Source organism: Pandoraea pneumonica (genome assembly GCF_902459645.1).
GTDB lineage: Bacteria > Pseudomonadota > Gammaproteobacteria > Burkholderiales > Burkholderiaceae > Pandoraea > Pandoraea pneumonica.
On record NZ_CABPSK010000002.1, the window covers coordinates 993553 to 1010552 of the forward strand.

15 protein-coding genes are annotated in these 17000 nt (G+C 63.1%); 7 read left to right on the forward strand and 8 right to left on the reverse strand.

The annotated features are described in order from the left end of the window. Window positions 1–4: 4 nt before the first annotated feature. On the reverse strand, window positions 5–709 hold the full coding sequence (locus tag PPN31114_RS13620; RefSeq protein ID WP_150680001.1) for a response regulator: 705 nt from the start codon (window positions 707–709) through the stop codon (window positions 5–7). 210 nt (window positions 710–919) lie between these two features. Here PPN31114_RS13620 and PPN31114_RS13625 point away from each other — a divergent pair, with 210 nt between their 5' ends. Continuing rightward, entirely contained in the window at window positions 920–1891 is a 972-nt protein-coding gene (locus tag PPN31114_RS13625) for a bifunctional helix-turn-helix transcriptional regulator/GNAT family N-acetyltransferase (RefSeq protein ID WP_150680002.1), read from the forward strand. A gap of 15 nt (window positions 1892–1906) precedes the next feature. Here PPN31114_RS13625 and PPN31114_RS13630 read toward each other — a convergent pair whose 3' ends face one another. Next, window positions 1907–2848: a PLP-dependent cysteine synthase family protein gene (locus PPN31114_RS13630; protein WP_150680003.1), complete on the reverse strand. Its 942-nt coding sequence runs from the start codon at window positions 2846–2848 to the stop codon at window positions 1907–1909. A 138-nt stretch (window positions 2849–2986) separates the two neighbouring features. On the opposite strand from PPN31114_RS13630, the gene PPN31114_RS13635 reads away from it, so the two are divergent. Further along, window positions 2987–3952, forward strand: a complete 966-nt coding sequence (locus PPN31114_RS13635; protein ID WP_150680004.1) for a GlxA family transcriptional regulator — start codon at window positions 2987–2989, stop codon at window positions 3950–3952. A 46-nt stretch (window positions 3953–3998) separates the two neighbouring features. Here the strand turns inward: PPN31114_RS13635 and PPN31114_RS13640 are convergent, their stop codons facing one another. After that, the gene (locus PPN31114_RS13640; protein WP_150680005.1) at window positions 3999–4472 is read right to left on the reverse strand and encodes an Lrp/AsnC family transcriptional regulator; all 474 of its coding nucleotides are present in this window, start codon (window positions 4470–4472) and stop codon (window positions 3999–4001) included. 172 nt (window positions 4473–4644) lie between these two features. Here PPN31114_RS13640 and PPN31114_RS13645 point away from each other — a divergent pair, with 172 nt between their 5' ends. The 3 genes from PPN31114_RS13645 to PPN31114_RS13655 all read left to right on the forward strand — a co-directional run bounded on the left by PPN31114_RS13645 (window position 4645) and on the right by PPN31114_RS13655 (window position 8446). Then, window positions 4645–5958 (forward strand): Zn-dependent hydrolase, encoded by a 1314-nt coding sequence (locus tag PPN31114_RS13645; protein ID WP_150680006.1) that lies wholly within the window; start codon window positions 4645–4647, stop codon window positions 5956–5958. A gap of 52 nt (window positions 5959–6010) precedes the next feature. Beyond that, window positions 6011–7216: a diaminopropionate ammonia-lyase gene (locus PPN31114_RS13650; RefSeq protein ID WP_150680007.1), complete on the forward strand. Its 1206-nt coding sequence runs from the start codon at window positions 6011–6013 to the stop codon at window positions 7214–7216. A 63-nt stretch (window positions 7217–7279) separates the two neighbouring features. After that, on the forward strand, window positions 7280–8446 hold the full coding sequence (locus tag PPN31114_RS13655) for a M20 aminoacylase family protein (RefSeq protein WP_150680008.1): 1167 nt from the start codon (window positions 7280–7282) through the stop codon (window positions 8444–8446). Between the two features lie 21 nt (window positions 8447–8467). Here PPN31114_RS13655 and PPN31114_RS13660 read toward each other — a convergent pair whose 3' ends face one another. Further along, window positions 8468–9229 (reverse strand): GntR family transcriptional regulator, encoded by a 762-nt coding sequence (locus PPN31114_RS13660; RefSeq protein ID WP_306439720.1) that lies wholly within the window; start codon window positions 9227–9229, stop codon window positions 8468–8470. Between the two features lie 192 nt (window positions 9230–9421). On the opposite strand from PPN31114_RS13660, the gene PPN31114_RS13665 reads away from it, so the two are divergent. Next, window positions 9422–10876 carry a 2-hydroxymuconic semialdehyde dehydrogenase gene (locus PPN31114_RS13665; protein WP_150680009.1) on the forward strand — a complete coding sequence of 485 codons (1455 nt, stop codon included), beginning with the start codon at window positions 9422–9424 and terminating at the stop codon, window positions 10874–10876. Between the two features lie 345 nt (window positions 10877–11221). On the opposite strand, the gene PPN31114_RS13670 is transcribed toward PPN31114_RS13665, so the two are convergent. The 3 genes from PPN31114_RS13670 to PPN31114_RS13680 all read right to left on the reverse strand — a co-directional run bounded on the left by PPN31114_RS13670 (window position 11222) and on the right by PPN31114_RS13680 (window position 15270). After that, entirely contained in the window at window positions 11222–12427 is a 1206-nt protein-coding gene (locus tag PPN31114_RS13670) for an aminotransferase-like domain-containing protein (RefSeq protein ID WP_150680010.1), read from the reverse strand. Window positions 12428–12592: 165 nt separating this feature from the next. Beyond that, the gene (gene amaB / locus PPN31114_RS13675; RefSeq protein WP_150680011.1) at window positions 12593–14092 is read right to left on the reverse strand and encodes an L-piperidine-6-carboxylate dehydrogenase; all 1500 of its coding nucleotides are present in this window, start codon (window positions 14090–14092) and stop codon (window positions 12593–12595) included. 152 nt (window positions 14093–14244) lie between these two features. Further along, complete coding sequence (locus tag PPN31114_RS13680; RefSeq protein WP_150680012.1) at window positions 14245–15270, reverse strand: DUF1338 domain-containing protein; 1026 nt, start codon at window positions 15268–15270, stop codon at window positions 14245–14247. A 180-nt stretch (window positions 15271–15450) separates the two neighbouring features. Between PPN31114_RS13680 and PPN31114_RS13685 the strand changes: the two genes are divergently transcribed. Then, window positions 15451–16350, forward strand: coding sequence for a LysR substrate-binding domain-containing protein (locus PPN31114_RS13685; RefSeq protein WP_150680013.1), 900 nt, complete (start codon window positions 15451–15453; stop codon window positions 16348–16350). On the opposite strand, the gene PPN31114_RS13690 is transcribed toward PPN31114_RS13685, so the two are convergent. After that, the gene (locus tag PPN31114_RS13690; protein ID WP_150680014.1) at window positions 16335–16982 is read right to left on the reverse strand and encodes a YitT family protein; all 648 of its coding nucleotides are present in this window, start codon (window positions 16980–16982) and stop codon (window positions 16335–16337) included. The genes PPN31114_RS13685 and PPN31114_RS13690 overlap by 16 nt on opposite strands. Window positions 16983–17000: the final 18 nt, after the last annotated feature.

The following is a 17000-nucleotide window of genomic DNA, read 5'->3' on the forward strand; positions in this document are numbered from 1 at the left end:
GCGTTCAATCCCAGTCCGACTTGTTGAGCTGATAGCCCTTGCCGCGCACGGTCAGAATGCGCTGCGGCGGTGTGGTGTCGTCGCCCAGCTTACGACGCAGTTTATAGATACCGCCGTCGACGGAGCGGTCGACCCCATCGAATTCGACGCCGCGCAGTTGCCGCACCAGATCGTCTCGCGTGACAACCTGACCGGCCGAGCGCGCCAGCGCCCAGAGCAAGTCGAACTCTGCCGACGTCAGATCGGGCGTCGTGCCGTTGGGCAGCGTCACCGTGCGGTTGCCACGGTCGATCTTGAACTTGCCGAAGGTGATCGATTCTGGCTGTGCGGCGGACGACGGACGTTGCACGTTACGGCGCAATTGCGCTTTGATGCGCGCGAGCAGCACGCGCGGTTGCACGGGTTTGTGCACGTAATCGTCGGCCCCCAATTCCAGCCCGAGCACTTCGTCGAACTCTTCGTCGCGCGCGGTCACCATGATGACGATGCCGTCGTAATGCTCACGCGCCTCGCGGCACACCTGAAAGCCGTCCTTGCCGGGCAGGTTCACGTCGAGAATGACCAGATCGGGGCGGCGTTTGACGATCGCCTGAACCGCCCGCGCGCCATCGAGCACGGTATCGACTTGATACCCGTGCTTTTGCAGGTAGCCGGCGACCAGCGCTGAGAGGCGAGCGTCGTCTTCGACGAGAAGAATCCGGGTGGGCATGTTCGAAATGGCGGCAGGCGAAGGGGGAGGGGGCAGCTTCGGCCAGCAGTGTAGTGGGTTCTCGCGCGTTGTGACGCTCTGTCGACAAAACGCGACAATTCTCCATGAAGTGCGACCGACCGATTCGCACAGTGACGAAAATTTCCGCCTTGCTAAAGTTGTAATGTGCAACTATATTGTTGCGAAGCGCAACCGAAATGCAGGCAAGCCATGGATATTTCCGATCTTAACGCCGGCTCGCGAGAAGCCACGATTCTCGAACTGCGGGAGTTCTCGCGCAAGCTGGTGCGTGAGCTAGGCTTCATGCGCACGACATTGGCCGATAGTGATCTGGCGCCTTCCGCCGTTCATGCCGTCATCGAAATCGGCGCGCATCCGGGTGTCAACGCCAAGGACTTGGGCGGATTGCTGCGGCTCGATAAGTCGAATACCAGCCGTCAGTTGGCAAAACTGGAGGCCTCGGGGCTTGTCACGCGCGTCGCATCGAAGGACGACGCGCGCACTTCCACGCTGCAATTGACGCCGTCCGGGCAGGCACTGCGCAAACGCATCGACCGGTTTGCCACGGATCAGGTGTCCAATGCGCTGCGGCGACTGGTGCCGGCCGATCAGCAGGCCCTGGTCCGCTCGCTGGCGCTGTACGCCGATGCGCTGGCGGTCGACAACGCGGGGAAGCCCAATGCCGCGAATGCCGACGCGCCCACCGTGCAGCAGGGGTACGTGCCCGGCTGCATCGGCGATATCGCGAGCCTGCACGCGCGCTTCTACGCCGAGCACTGGGGCTTCGGGGCGTTTTTCGAGAAACGGGTGGCGACGGAATTGGCGGCGTTTGCCGGGGCGTTGCCGACGGACGGCAAAGCGATCTGGCTTTGCGTCGAGAACGGCCGCACGCTGGCATCGCTAGCCATCGACGGAGACCTCGCCACTGGTGTGGCGCACCTGCGGTGGTTCATCGTCGACGATGCCTTGCGCGGCACCGGCATTGGACGCCAGTTGATGTCGCAGGCGATGCAATTCGTCGACGCGCAATACCGGGAAACCTATCTCTGGACGTTCAAGGGGCTGGACGCCGCGCGCCATCTTTACGAGTCGTTCGGCTTCCAGCTCACCTCCGAGTCGTCGGGCGCGCAGTGGGGGACCGAGGTCACCGAGCAGCGCTTTACTCGCACGCGTCCGTCTTGAAGGGCGGGCACGGCCTCATGAAGTCAAGTGTTCGGCAAACGTCTTCAGGTACTTCATGCCGGTATCGCACATGATGGTGACGACAGTGGCGTCGGGCCCGAGTTGTTCGGCAAGTCGCAAGGCTGCTGTCACATTGGCGCCCGTGGACGTACCGCAAAACAAACCCTCTTCCGCAGCCAGCCGAAACGCCATAGCTTTCGCTTCGTCGGTCGACACGCGCTCGATGTGATGGGCAATCCCGTCGCGCCAAAGCGGCACGACGTACCCCGCCCCGATGCCGTCGATCTTGTGCGCGCCCGACGGTCCGCCCGATAACACCGCCGACTCTGCGGGTTCCACGGCAACGACGCGGATGTCGGCGTCGCGCTGGCGCAGCGTCTCGGCGATACCGCGCAACGACGCTGCCGTGCCGACGCTTTGCACGAAGCCGTCGATACGGCCGCCTGTCTGCGCCCAAATTTCATCGGCCATCAGCGTGTAGGCATGCAGTTGGTCGGTGTTTTCCATTTGCGCAGTGAGATACGCACCGGTCTGCTCGGCAATCCGATGGGCTTCGCGAATCATGTCTTTCGTCAGCCGCTCGGTCTGTTTGCCGTTTTCGCTGGGAATCAGCGTGAGCCGCGCGCCAAGCAGACGCATGTGATCGAGCTTCTCTTTCGAGAACGCGTCCGACGTCACGATGTGCAGCGGATGCTTCTTGACTGCGCAAATGAGCGCCAACGACACGCCGGTGCTTCCGCCCGTGTACTCGACGACGGCGCCGCCGGGCGGTAACCGTCCGTCGGACTCGGGCGCTTCGATCATGGCGAGCGCCATGCGGTCTTTCATGCTGCCGGTAGGGTTCTGGGTTTCCAGCTTCACGAAGATGCGCGCGCTGTTCGCGGGCACGACATGCTGAAGCGGCAACAAGGGCGTGTTGCCGATGGTGTCGAGAATGGAAGTCGGGGAGGCGTTCATCGGGGGCGCTCGCTAGTGTCTCGTCATGACGTTCAGGGGGCGGTCCATCTGCTGTGATAGCCGCAACACGACAAAGTCTAGACCCGGCTGCCGTCACAAACTATAGTCGGGAATGACATTATTCGAGTCATTTACGACATGAAGCTTGCCATTCTCGCGCTCGACGGCGTATTCGACACGGGCCTCACTGTGTTGATGGATACCTTCTCCACCGCCAACGAACTGGCCGCCATGCAGGGCTTTCCCGTGCCGCCGTTCGACGTGCACGTGGTTGGCGTGCGCAAGCGTATCCGTACCGCGCTCGGGTTCTCGTTACCGGTGGAATCTGCGAGCGCCTTGCGTCAAGCCGACTGGGTGGTCGTGCCCGCACTCAATGCCAAGCAACCCGACGCCTTGAGCGAAGCGCTAGCGCGCCCCGACGTGCGCGACGCCATTGGGCACCTACGGCGCTGGCACGATGTCGGCGGTAGCGGCGTGGCCGCCGCGTGTATCGGCACGTTCCTGCTTGCAGAAACCGGTTTGCTCGATCAACGCACCGCGACGACGACGTGGTCGCTCGCGCCATTCTTCCGGCAGCGATATCCGGCGGTCGATCTCGATCACTCGAAGATGCTCGTGGCGTCGGCGCGCATCGTCACGGCGGGCGCGATGATGGGGCATCTCGATCTCGCGCTCTGGCTGGTGCGTCAGGCAAGCCCTGAATTGGCGGCGCTGGTGGCGCGTCTGATGCTCGTCGATACCCGCTCGTCGCAAGCCCGGTATGTTATTCCCGACTTTCTGGCCAATGCCGATCCGCTGATTGCGAAGTTCGAGCGCTGGGCGCGTGAGCGGTTGTCGTCGGGATTTTCGCTGCAAGACGCCGCCAATGCACTCGCCGTCGGGCCGCGCACGCTACAACGCCGTACCGAGGCGGTGCTCGGCAAATCGCCGTTGGCCTTTTTTCAAGACTTGCGCATCGAGCGGGCACAGCACCTCGTCTCGCTGGGCCGCGATCTCGAATCGATTGCGGCCGAAGTGGGCTACGCGGATTCCGCCACCTTGCGCACGCTGCTGCGGCGTAAGCTCGGGCGCGGTGTGCGCGAGCTTCGCGCGGAAATGCGGTGATCGCGGTATCGGGGGTATCGGGAGCATCGGTGCATCGGGGAAGCGCTTACCCAAGCACGCCGTCCATCGGCACTTCCAGACCGACCTTCACGTTGCTCATCGAGACGAGCGTCTTGAAGCGCTTCACGTTGTTGCTCTCGAAGAACAACGCGCGCGTCAGTTCGGTGTACTGCGCCATGTTCTGCACGACCATGATGACCACGAAATCGCATTCGCCCGCGACGTAATAGCACTGCTGCACCTGCGGGCACGCGAGAAAGCTGCGCCGCATGGCGTCGAGCAGATCGAGCCGTTCGTTCTCGACTTCGACTTCCGTGATGATCGTGAGCGGATAGCCCACGCGCGCAGGGTCGATCAGCGATACGGTCTTGCGTGTCACGCCCTCGTCGGTGAGCTTCTTCAGACGGCGGTTGACGGCGGCGGACGAGAGATTCACCTGCGCGCCGAGCGCATGCTGGGGCGTCGTGGCGTCTTGCTGAATCGCGGCGAGCAAGGCGATGTCGTAGCTGTCGAGCGTCATGGGCGCAATAAAAATTCGATTTTGTTAGCGAAAACGCGCAATTCGTACGCGTCGTCCGGAATATTATTCAGGTCATCCGATGATACTCCGCCAGCGGTAACGCGCCATCTGCCCGGGTGGCGGGGCTCCGAGGGCGTCCAAGTCACACGCAGGTCTACGACAGCACCGTCTCATGTCCCACAACGAACCCACTTCCGCCGCCGCTGCTTCGACGGCTTCTTCAACCGCTTCACTCCGCCTGAACGGCCCCTTGCTGCTGCAACAACTGCGCGCATTGGGCGAGATCGGTGCCGATCCCGTCAACGGTGGCCGCACCCGCGTCGCGCTGACCGACGCCGAGAAAGCGGGCCGCGATCAAGTCGTCGCGTGGATGCGCGAACTCGATCTCGACGTGCGCGTCGACCGCATCGGCAACATCTTCGGTACGCTGCCGTCCGACGCGATGGATGCCGACGGCAATGCGTTGCGCCCGCTCATGATGGGCTCGCATATCGATACCGTCGTCAACGCAGGGGCGCTGGATGGTTGCTATGGCGTGCTCGGCGGTTTGGCCGTCGTGCGTGCGTTCCGCGAGGCTGGCATCGTGCCGTCGCGTCCGATCACGGTGGTGGCTTTCACTAACGAGGAAGGCGCGCGTTTTCATCCCGACATGATGGGTTCGCTCGTGCACGCGGGCGGGTTTTCGCTCGACGAAGCACTGGATGCGGTCGGTACGGACGGTGCGCGGCTCGGCGACGAGTTGGTTCGTATCGGCTACGCAGGAGACATGACGCCGGGCACGCTGGTGCCGCACGAATATCTCGAACTGCACATCGAGCAGGGGCCGATTCTGGAGGCCGAGGGGCTGCAAATCGGTGTGGTGGAAAACCTGCAAGGCATTTCGTGGCAGCAGATCACGATCGACGGCAACGCCAATCACGCCGGGACAACGCCCACGCATCTGCGCCACGACGCCGGTTATGTCGCTGCTGCCACGGTGACCGAGTTGCGCCGCCTCGCGCGTGAATCGGGCACCACGCTGGCGACGGTTGGCACGATGCAACTTTCGCCGAGCGTGATCAACGTGATTGCGCGCCGGGCGGTGTTCACGGTGGATATGCGCGATCCGGACGAGCAACGCTTGGCGGCGAGCGAGGCCCGTTTGAGCGAGTTTCTGACGCAGATCGCGCAGGAAGAAGGCGTGCGCGTCACGACGGAGCGTTTCGCGCGCTTCTCGCCGGTTGTGTTCGACGGCGCATTGGCCAACGTCATCGCCGAGTGCACGGAAAAACGAGGGCTGTCTTACAAGCGGATGACCTCGGGCGCGGGGCACGACGCCCAAATGATTGCGCGCATCGCACCCGCCGCGATGATTTTCGTCCCGAGCCGTGGCGGTATCAGCCACAACCCGCGCGAGCATACCGACGACGATCAACTGGTGAACGGCGCACACGTGTTGCTCGACGTGGTCGCGCACCGGCTCGGCGTCGCGTCGCCCGCGCTGTAATCGACCTGCGCGGCATCGTCGCCCCCCAATATCGCAATACTGGAGTCCCCCCATGCTGTATCTCAACCCCCGCGCGTCGCGCGTGCCGTATCCGGCTGAACTTCAAGACATCATGAGCATGGCGCGTGCGAGCGAGAGCCGCGCATGGTTGATGCAATGGGATGGCTTGCGCGAGGGCAGCACGCCGTTGCGCGATCTGCCGGATTTGGCGGCGTCGCTGGGGGTGCAGAGCGTGCAGATGAAGGACGAAGCGCTGCGCTCGCCGCTGGGCAGCTTCAAGGCATTGGGGGCGCCCATCGCGCTGGTGCGTCAGATTCTGCGCACGTTCGAAGGGCGTGGGTTCACGGCGCAGACGCTGTTTGCCGGTGCCCATAGTGATGCGCTCGCCGGGTTCACGGCGATCAGTGCGACGGACGGCAATCATGGCCGGGCGCTAGCGGCTGCGGCGCAACGCATTGGCTGTCCCTGTGTGATCGTGCTGCACGCTCACGTGAGCGAAGAGCGCGAACAGGCGATTGCCGCTTACGGCGCGCAGATCGTGCGTATCGCGGGCAACTACGACGCCTCGGTGACGGAGGCGGCGGCGCTGGCGGAGCGACATGGCTGGCACGTGATTTCGGACACGTCTTACGAAGGCTACGAAGCCATCCCACGCGACGTGATGCAGGGCTATGGCACCATCGCTGCTGAGGTTGTGGAGGCGTTGGCGGCACCGCCCACGCATGTCTTTCTGCAAGGGGGCGTTGGTGGATTGGCCGCAGGCGTCGTGAGTTATTTGTGGGAACGCTGGGGCGCGCAGCGTCCGACGTTTGTCGTGGTTGAACCGGTGCAAGCCGATTGTCTTTTCCAAAGCGCGATCGCGGGCCAACCGGCGCAGGCGACAGGCACCGTCGATTCGGTGATGGCAGGACTGGCGTGCGGCGAGACGTCGCCGCTGGCGTGGCGCTTCCTGCAAACGTCGGTCGACGGCTTCATGACCGTGAGCGATGCGCAAGCGGTGGACGCGATGCGGCGTCTTGCGCAAGGAAGCGAGAACGATGCGCCGTTCGTTGCTGGCGAGTCGGGCGTGGCCGGGCTTGCCGGGTTGATGGCCGCGGCAGCATCGCCTGAGAAGGCTTCGGCGCTCGGCCTGAATGCCGGTTCGCGTGTGCTGCTGATCAACACCGAAGGGGCGACGGCACCGTCCGTCTATGCGGAACTTGTTGGGGAAACGGCTGAGGTCGTTGCAGATCGTCAACGCGCGTGGCTGTCTCGCTGATATCGCTGATATCGCTGATGCGGGGCGCAGGCGCCTGCCTTTCTAGATTCCAAGGAACTGACCATGACGCAAGACACCTATTTCGCGAAGGCGCTGACCGACTGGCGGCACGCGTTCCATCGTCTGCCCGAGACGGGATTTGAAGAGGTCGCAACATCGCAGACGGTGGCGACGATCCTCGAGAGCTTCGGACTGGATGTGCACCGAGGTATTGGCGGCACGGGTGTCGTCGCGAGTTTGCGCGTTGGTAATGGCTCGGGGGCTATCGGCATTCGTGCGGATATGGATGCCTTGCAGATCAACGAGCAGGCGCCCGGGCGCGGCCATGCTTCGCAAGTGGCGGGCAAGATGCACGCGTGTGGGCATGACGGGCACATGTCGATGGTGCTGGGCGCGGCCAAGTTGCTGTGCGATTCACGTGATTTCAACGGCACGGTGCGCTTTATTTTTCAGCCTGCTGAGGAACATGGGCGAGGCGCGAAAGCGATGATTGCCGACGGGCTCCTCACGCGCTTTCCCATCGATGCGATTTACGGCATCCACAACATGCCGGGCATTCCGGCCGGGCAGATCGCCACGCGCACGGGCGGCATCATGGCGAGCGAAGACAACTTCGTGATTCGGATTCGCGGCAAGGGTACGCATGCTGCGCGTCCGCATATGGGCATCGACCCGCTGGTCATCGGCGCGGAGATTGTCGTGGCGTTGCAAACGGTGGTGTCGCGCAGCGTCGATCCAGGTGAGTCGGCAGTGGTGTCCTGCACGGAATTCATCACCGACGGCATTCGGAATGCGATTCCCACGAACGTCGTCATCAAAGGCGATACCCGCAGCTACACGCCCGAGGTACAGCGCTTGCTCGAAATTCGCATGCGCGATATCTGCATGGGGATTTGCGCGATGCACGGCGCGCACTGCGAGTTCGAGTACACGCACGAGTTCGCGCCGACGATGAACTGGGAGGCGAACACCGAGGTCGCGGTGCGGGCGGCGAAGGCCGTAGCCGGTGACGCAATGGTCGAGGCGAACATCCCACCGGTGATGGCGTCGGAAGACTTCGGCGTGTTTCTGCAACATCTGCCGGGCAACTTCGCGTTTATCGGTAACGGCACGCAGGATGAGCCCGGTGCGATCCCGCTGCACAACGCGTGCTACGACTTCAACGACGCGATTCTTCCGCTGGGTGCCCAGTACTTTGCGCAGATCGTGCGCGAGAGTTTGCCGCGTTGAACTTGCCGCGCTGCCGGTGGATCAGCGCACCGGTGCCAGCGCTGCTGTACCTGCGTTGATCACCGCATCGGGGAGTTCGCGCACAGCTTCGAGCGTTTTTCGGATGTGGGCGGCGAGATATTCGGCCGCTTTGCCCGCATCGCGCGCGAGGCAGGCGTCGAAGATGGCCTGATGCTCCTCATGCACGTCGCGCGGCACGGGTTGGTGGGTGATCGACAAGCGGCGATAGCGCTCCGACTGCCGATAAAGAATCGCGAGAAAGTGGTGCAGCCAGCGTGACGGACACGCGGCAATCAGCACTTCATGAAACGCGCGGTTGCGGGCTTCCCATTGTGCGAAGGCTTCCGCGCCACCGTTGGCCAGCCGTTCTTCCGCGAGCGAGAGCAGGTGGAAGGCACTCGTCAGGTTGGCTTCCCACGCATCGTCACCCAGCGTGATGGACTGACGTAGCGCCTCTGTCTCCAATTGCACCCGCGTCTCGGTGATGTCGATGAAATCGGCCAGCGAGATCGGCGTCACCCGAAACCCCCGATGCCCGTGCTGCACGACGAGCGCATCGGCGACCAGCAGTGCCAGCGCTTCACGCAACGTGCCAGCGCCCACGTCATACCGATCCTTCAAATGCTCGACACGGAGCTTCTCGCCCGGGGCCAGTACGCCTTCGACGATGTCGCTGCGCAAGCGCAGGTAAGCGCTTTGCGCGAGGGTGGCGTCAGGTGTCTGGGCAGGCGAGGCGGCGTTGCTGAGCATGGGGTCTTCGATGTTGTAGCGCGCTCGGGGCATGCGATGCGCCGGGCGTCGAGTCTCGCGATTATAAGCAGCTTGGTTTGAATTGTCGCAAAAGACAATAAAAATCGAGATAAATAAAAATTCTCGAGAAAATATTGACGCGGGCCGGGAGGTGGATTTATCGTGTGGCCATGTCGCCCGGCATGTGCCCGGTAGCCGTCATTCCCAATAAATCGAGAGCGAGACATGAAAGACTTCCAGAACTTCATCAACGGCGAGTGGGTGTCCAGCGCCCGCACGTTCGAGAACCGCAACCCGGTGGACAACAGCCTGATCGGTCTCGTGCACGAAGCGGGCCGCACGGAAGTGGACGCTGCGGTTCGCGCCGCCCGCGCCGCGCTGCAAGGCCCGTGGGGCAAGATGACGGTGGCGCAACGCGTCGAGTTGCTGCACGCGGTGGCCGATGGCATTAATCGCCGTTTCGATGATTTTCTGGCCGCCGAAATTGCGGATACGGGCAAGCCGCATTCGCTGGCGAGTCATCTGGACATCCCGCGCGGCGCTGCGAACTTCAAGGTGTTCGCGGACATGATCAAGAACGTGCCGACCGAGTCGTTCGCGATGGTGGCGCCGGACGGCGGCAACGCGTTGAACTACGGTGTGCGCACGCCGCGCGGGGTCATCGCGGTGGTGTGTCCGTGGAACTTGCCGCTCTTGCTGATGACGTGGAAAGTCGGTCCGGCGTTGGCCTTCGGTAACACGGTCGTCGTGAAGCCGTCGGAGGAAACGCCTGCGACGGCGACGTTGCTCGGCGAAGTGATGAATGAAGTTGGCGTGCCAGCCGGTGTCTACAACGTGGTGCACGGCTTCGGTCCGGAATCGGCGGGGGCGTTTTTGACGGAGCACCCGGGGGTGAACGGGATCACGTTCACGGGCGAGACGCGTACGGGCGAAGCGATCATGAAGGCCGCCGCAAATGGCGTGCGCCCGGTGTCGTTCGAGCTGGGCGGCAAGAATCCCGGCATCGTGTTCGCCGATGCGGATTTCGATAAGGCGGTCGCGGGTATCACCCGTTCGAGCTTCGACAACAGCGGCCAAGTGTGTCTGGGAACAGAGCGCGTCTACGTGCAGCGGCCGATTTTCGACCGCTTCGTGGCGGCGCTCAAGGAACGCGCCGAATCACTGAAGCTAGGCGATCCGTACGCTGAAGGCACGAACTTTGGCCCGCTCGTCTCGCAAGTGCATCGCGAGAAAGTGCTGTCTTATTACGCGAAGGCTCGCGAAGAAGGCGCGACGGTCGTGACCGGTGGCGGTGTGCCGGATATGCCCGCCTCAATGAAGGACGGTGCTTGGGTGCAGCCGACTATCTGGACTGGTTTGCCCGAGTCCGCTTCGGTCATTCGCGAAGAAATCTTCGGGCCGTGCTGCCATATCGCACCGTTCGATACGGAAGAAGAAGTCATCGCGCTGGCGAACGCCACACCCTACGGCCTCGCCGCAACCGTCTGGACCTCCGACGTCAGCCGCGCTCACCGCATGGGCGCCGCCCTCGAAGTCGGTGTGTGCTGGATCAACGCGTGGTTCCTGCGCGATCTGCGCACCGCCTTCGGTGGCGCGAAACAATCCGGCATCGGCCGCGAAGGCGGGGTTCACTCGCTTGAGTTCTATACCGAGCTTCGTAATGTGTGTCTGAAGCTGTGATTCACCGCGGTTGGTGACTGGTTCTCCCCGCGCTGGTTTTCACGGCGCGGACCCCCGCCTTTCACTCTCGCGGTCGGCCGCCGGCACGCTACCCGTTTTCGTCGCTCCACGAAATTCGCTTTGGAAAACGGGTAGCGCGCCGACGGCTCGTCATCTCCCATCTATCCGTTGCAACACACCTCTACGGCATACCCCCGAAAACTTCTCGCCGCCGCTTCTTCACACCCCGCCGGTCGGTCGTCGTCACATCCGACCGTTCGCGTCACTCCGCATCAGCAAACGGTCGGATGCGCCGCCGACTCGTTTCCGCTCACCCGATTCGTTGCAACCATCGGTGCACTCGCCTTATTCCTGCTTTGCTCCCACCGACTGCATCGCACGCTGCAACCGCTTTACGCCTTCCTCGATCGCATCGACACCCGGTGCTGCAAACGACAAGCGCAACGACGACGCATCGGCATCCTCCGCGTAGAACGCCGTCCCCGGGACGAACAACACCTTCTGCTCGATCGCATGCGGCAACAACTCGCTCGTGCGCACCGCCGACAACCGCGCCCACACGAACATCCCACCCTCAGGCGCTTGGAACTGGATCTCGTCACCGAGCAAGCCGTCCAACGCCTCGCACATCGCGTCGCACTTGCGCTTGTACGCCGCCTTGATGTTCGGCAAATGCCGCGCCAACGCACCGTCCGCCAAGTATTCCGCCGCCACCGCCTGCGTCCACGGCACACTGCACAAATCCACCGTTTGCTTCGCCACGACGCAGCGTCGCGCGATCTCCGGCGGCGCAATGGTCCAACCCACGCGCAAGCCCGGTGCCACGATTTTCGACAAGCTCGAAAAGTGCACGACCCACGCCCGCGAACCCGGTACCTCGTCCGTCAACGCCAACAACGTCGGCAACGCCTCGCCCGCAAACCGCAAGTCGCCGTACGGATCGTCCTCGATCACGATGAAGCGATACTCGGCCGCCAACTTCAACAGCGCGACACGCCGCTCGCGCGACAACGTCGCACCCGTCGGGTTGGCAAACGTCGGCACGGTGTACAACAACTTCGGCACCGCAATCTTTCCCTCGCGCAGCAAGGTCGCGAGATGGTCGACGTCCAACCCATCCGCATCGACTGGCACAGTCACGATCTGCGCCTGTGCAAGTCTCAGCGCCTGCAACGTCGCCGGATACGCTGGCTGCTCGGTCACCACCACGTCGCCCGGGGCCACCATCACCCGCAACAACAAGTCGAGACCCTGTTGCGAACCAGTGGTCACCAACAATTCTTCGCTCGCGCACTTTGCGCCACGTGTCGCCATCAACGCGACGATCTGCGTCTTGAGTTCGGCCAGTCCATCGGTCGGGCCATATTGCAAGCATCGCGTCGGCTGCGCGAAAGCTCGCGCCTGCGCCGCCGCCAACCCGTCGACGTCGAATAAGTCACTGGCCGGGTATCCCCCAGCGAACGAAATCATGCCCGGCTCGGACAAGTACTTGAACAACTCGCGAATGGGCGAGCCCGCCGGATTGGCAAACACTGAAGTGAAGGCGTACATGTAGGCCTCGCTTTCGAAAGCGTGGTGCGTGTGACGTGAAAAGGAAACTCAGGAGGTGGCAAACGCTGCGCGCTAAACGTGGCGGGCAGGCGCTCGCAAGATTCGCTGCGCACCCGGCGGATGGCTCGTGGGAGTCCATGGCGCCAGGCACGCTTTATCGCGATATCACTCGATGGAGAAGTCGATGCCTTGCGCGAGCGGCAGGGCGGAAGAGTAGTTGACGGTGTTGGTGGCACGGCGCATGTAACCCTTCCAGGCATCGGAACCGGACTCGCGCCCGCCGCCCGTCTCTTTCTCGCCACCGAACGCGCCGCCAATCTCCGCGCCACTCGGGCCAATGTTGACGTTGGCAATACCGCAATCGCTACCGGCCGACGACGTGAAGCGCTCGGCCTCACGCAAATCGGTCGTGAACACGCACGACGACAAACCGTGCGACGACGCATTGTTGCCATCAATCGCTTCGTTGAAATCGCTGTACTTGAGCACGTACAGAATCGGCGCGAAGGTTTCGGTCAACACGACTTCGGTCTGCTTCGGCATCTCGACAATCGCGGGCTTCACATAGAAGCCGTTCTCGGCACCCGCAACGGCATGACGCTCGCCACCCGTTACCTTGCCACCCTGCGCACGCGCGCTCTCGAGCGCAGCCTGCATCCGCTTGAACGAGCCTTCGTCGATCAGCGGGCCCATCAGCGTGCCACGCTCCAACGGGTTACCGATCGAGACTTTGCCGTACAAGGTCTTCAGACGATCGACGGTCTTGTCGTACACGCTCTCATGCACGAACAGTCGGCGCAGCGTGGTGCAACGCTGACCCGCCGTGCCCACCGCAGAGAACACGATGCCGCGCAACGCCAGTTCCATATCGGCGCTGCCGGTCACGATGCCAGCGTTGTTGCCGCCCAACTCGAGAATCGAACGGCCGAAACGACGCGCGACTTCCACGCCGACCTTACGGCCCATCTCGGTGCTGCCCGTCGCGCTCACGATGGCGGAACGCGGATCGGCAACCAGTGCCTCGCCCACATCACGGCCACCGATGACGAGTGCGGTCAGGCCTTCGGGGGCGTCGCCGAATTCGGCAATCACTTCTTCCATCAGCTTGTTGACGGCCAACGCAGTCAGCGGCGTCTTTTCCGACGGCTTCCAGACGACGGCATTGCCGCACACAAGCGCGAGCGCCGCATTCCACGACCACACGGCCACGGGGAAGTTGAACGCGGAAATGACGGTGCAAACGCCCAGCGGATGCCACGTCTCAGCCATACGATGGCCCGGACGCTCCGACGCAATAGTCAGGCCGTACAACTGACGCGACAGCCCGACGGCGAAGTCGCAAATGTCGATCATTTCCTGCACTTCGCCCAGACCCTCTTGCAGGATCTTGCCCGCTTCGAGTGTCACGAGGGCACCCAGTGCCTGCTTACGTTCGCGCAGTTTTTCGCCCAGCAAACGAACCAGCTCGCCGCGACGCGGGGCCGGTACGTTGCGCCACGCGGTGAAGGCGGTTTGCGCGCGGGCAAGTGCCGCTTGCGCATCGGCCACGCTGGCGCTGGCCACACGGCCAATCAAGGCGCCGTCGATCGGCGAATGCACGGCGATGTCGCCGGTCTCGGCCAGCTTGGCAATGCCCAGTTCGTTGAGGATGGAGGTGGCGTTCACGTTGATATCCCTAGGTAGTCCGGTTGTTGCAGCCAGTTAGTGGCCGGTAGCAGCAGCCGGTGGTAACAGTCGGTAGTAGCAGGCAATGGACGCAGCCAGCGTCGCGTGGGCCTATTGTGCGCCCGTCGCAATACGCATGCCGCGCCCCACGGTCATTTGGCGTTAGCGGTCATCTTGAAGATGCCCTGTGCATTTCCCGCGTCGAAACGCAGGTCGATCTTCCAGCAATGCTTGGCGTTGTCGTATTCGCGACGGCGCGTGATGAATTCGTAAAAGGACCCCGGCACGTCGCGCGTCACGATCTCGCCGCTAGCCGAGCGAAACTCACGGCGCACGACGTCGGCGCGGTATGCCGTCTGGAACACGCGGCCCGAGCGCGAACGCTCGACTTCAGGCTTCATCGGACGGCCTTTGGCCTTCTCGGCATCCGACAACGCAAAGACGTCTTCGACACGGTCGGTCGCATGGTTGAAGGCGTTGCCTTCGGTGGCAATCCACGCCATCTCGGCCGATTCGGCCAGCAGTGCGTCGTAATCGGCCTCGCTGGGCACATCGTGCTGACGCTCGAATGCCCCCACGATGACGGGCAGCAGTGCCTGTGCGGTTTCCAGCGGCAGCGTGCCGTCGCGTTCCAGCTCCCACAGTTGACCAACCGCTGCGGGCGTGAGCGGGTCTTTGGACGTACCCACCACGTTGGACACTGCCTGCTGGAACGCTTCGGAGAAGCGCTCGGGATGCAATTCGCTTACGAAGAATTGCGAAATCTCTTCGGGCGCATCTTCATGCGCGTACGCGCGGCCGGTCATGCCCAGTCGGTCAAGCGGATAACGGCCGTTCGGACGGAAGCCGAGCGGGCGCAGAATGCGCGTGAACGCCGCTTCGCCCGGCGGCAACGCGCCGTTGTTAGCCCAGCGCACGGTGCGCAACGCACCATGATCGAAGTAAACGCTGCCACCGGCGGCAATGGTTTCTTCGGTGTATTGACGGCCGTTGGCCGAACGCGCCAGCAACCCCTCGAACAAGGCCATGTTCATGGCCTGGGCCAACTCGGCTCGGGTCACCTGACCCGGCTCGAACACGGCCAGAATCGACGGCGTATTGAGTGTGGCGAAAAGCGCGTCGGTACGCGCCTCTCCCAGCAGGGAAACCAGCAAGGACTGCACATTGGCATTGCGCATCGGAATGTCTCGCAGGGGTGGACGCCGTCGCTCCTCTCATGTCGCGCGGCGCCGCAGGGTGTCGGGGCAGGCGCGCCGGAGTGTCAGGCCGCGCCTTCTTGCAGTGACAGCATTATTGAAAGGGATGTCACTCGCGTAAAGCGAGATAAAATTGCCACTTGATGCGTTTTTGGAATCAATATGCGCAAGTTCAGAACCCCAAGCACGGGGGCGCTGCTCGCTTTTGAGGCGGCCGCCCGGCACGAAAGCTTTACCCACGCGGCCCGCGAGCTATTTCTGACAGAAAGTGCCGTCTCGCGCCAGATCGCCACGCTGGAGACGCAACTCGGCGTTCGCTTGTTCGTGCGGGCCAAGCAGCGCGTGGTGCTCACGCGCGCCGGGCGCCTGTACAGCACGCAAGTGCGCCGCACGCTGGAGCAACTCGACCGCGACACGCTGTCGATCATGGCGCACGGCAGTGGCGGGGGGTATCTGGAGTTGGCGGTGCTGCCGACGTTTGCCTCGGAATGGCTGATTCCGCGCATGAAAGACTTCAACGATCGGCACCCGGACGTGCGCGTGAACATGGGCGTGCACACGGACCTGTTCACGTTCGACGAGACACACTTCGAAGCGGCCATTCACTTCGGCCAGCCGACGTGGCCGGGAACGTCGTCGGACTATCTATTCGGGGAAGAGGTGGTGCCGGTGTGCCGCCCGTCGTTGCTGCGGGGGCCAGTCAATACGGCGGCCGACTTGCTGCAATACCCGTTGTTGCACTCGACGACGCGCCCCTCGGCATGGACGCGCTGGTTCGCCGAGCAACGCATCGAGGACAACCGCACGGTGCAAGGTCTGCGTTACGAACTGCACACGATGTTGATTGCGGGCGCCGCGGCCGGGCTTGGCATCGCCTTGGTGCCGAAGTTCTTCGTCGAGGCCCAGCTTGGCGCGCTGGACCTCACGATTCCGTTCGACGTGAAAAGCGTGGCCGAGTCGGCCTATTACCTTGTCTACCCGACGGAACTCACGCACGGCCAGCCACTGACGGTGTTCCGCCAATGGCTGCTCACGCAAGCGAGCGCTTACCGTCCGGTATAGCGACCCGGGCGGTGCCACGCCACGACCATGGCACTCATGGCAACGGCCGAGAGTGCCGACCAGCCCACGCGTCCGAGCGGGATGGTGGCGGTCGAGACAAGCAGAATGGTCGCGTCGATGCACACCTGAGAAATCCCAGCATTGATGCCACGACGGCGTTGCAGCCAGAGCGTAACGATGCCGGTGCCGCCCACGCCCGCGCCATGACGCGCCAACGCGAGAATGCCCATGCCGCACAGCGTGCCACCGACAAACGCGGCAAACAGCGGGTTGACGAACGCGACGTGGAGGGTCTGCGGCATGGCCGCCAGCGCAAAGGTGATGCCGAAGCTCGCGATGGTGGACTTGAGCGCGAAGCCCGGCCCCATCGTGAAGTACGCGAACAGGAAGAACGGAATGTTCACCAGCGTGAAGATGGTGCCCACCGGTAGCGGAAAGATATAAGAGGCGAGCAGCGCGATGCCTGCGACGCCACCGGTGACTAACCCGGCAGCTTTGAGCAGCACCAGACCGACCACCACAAATGCCATGCCGATGATCATCGCGTAGATGTCTTCAAGCACGGAATGCGGCACGCCGATTGTGTCGGTGGCCGCGATGGCGCCAGATATAGCGCCCGATTCGTGTTTCATGATCTGTAAGTCAGGAAC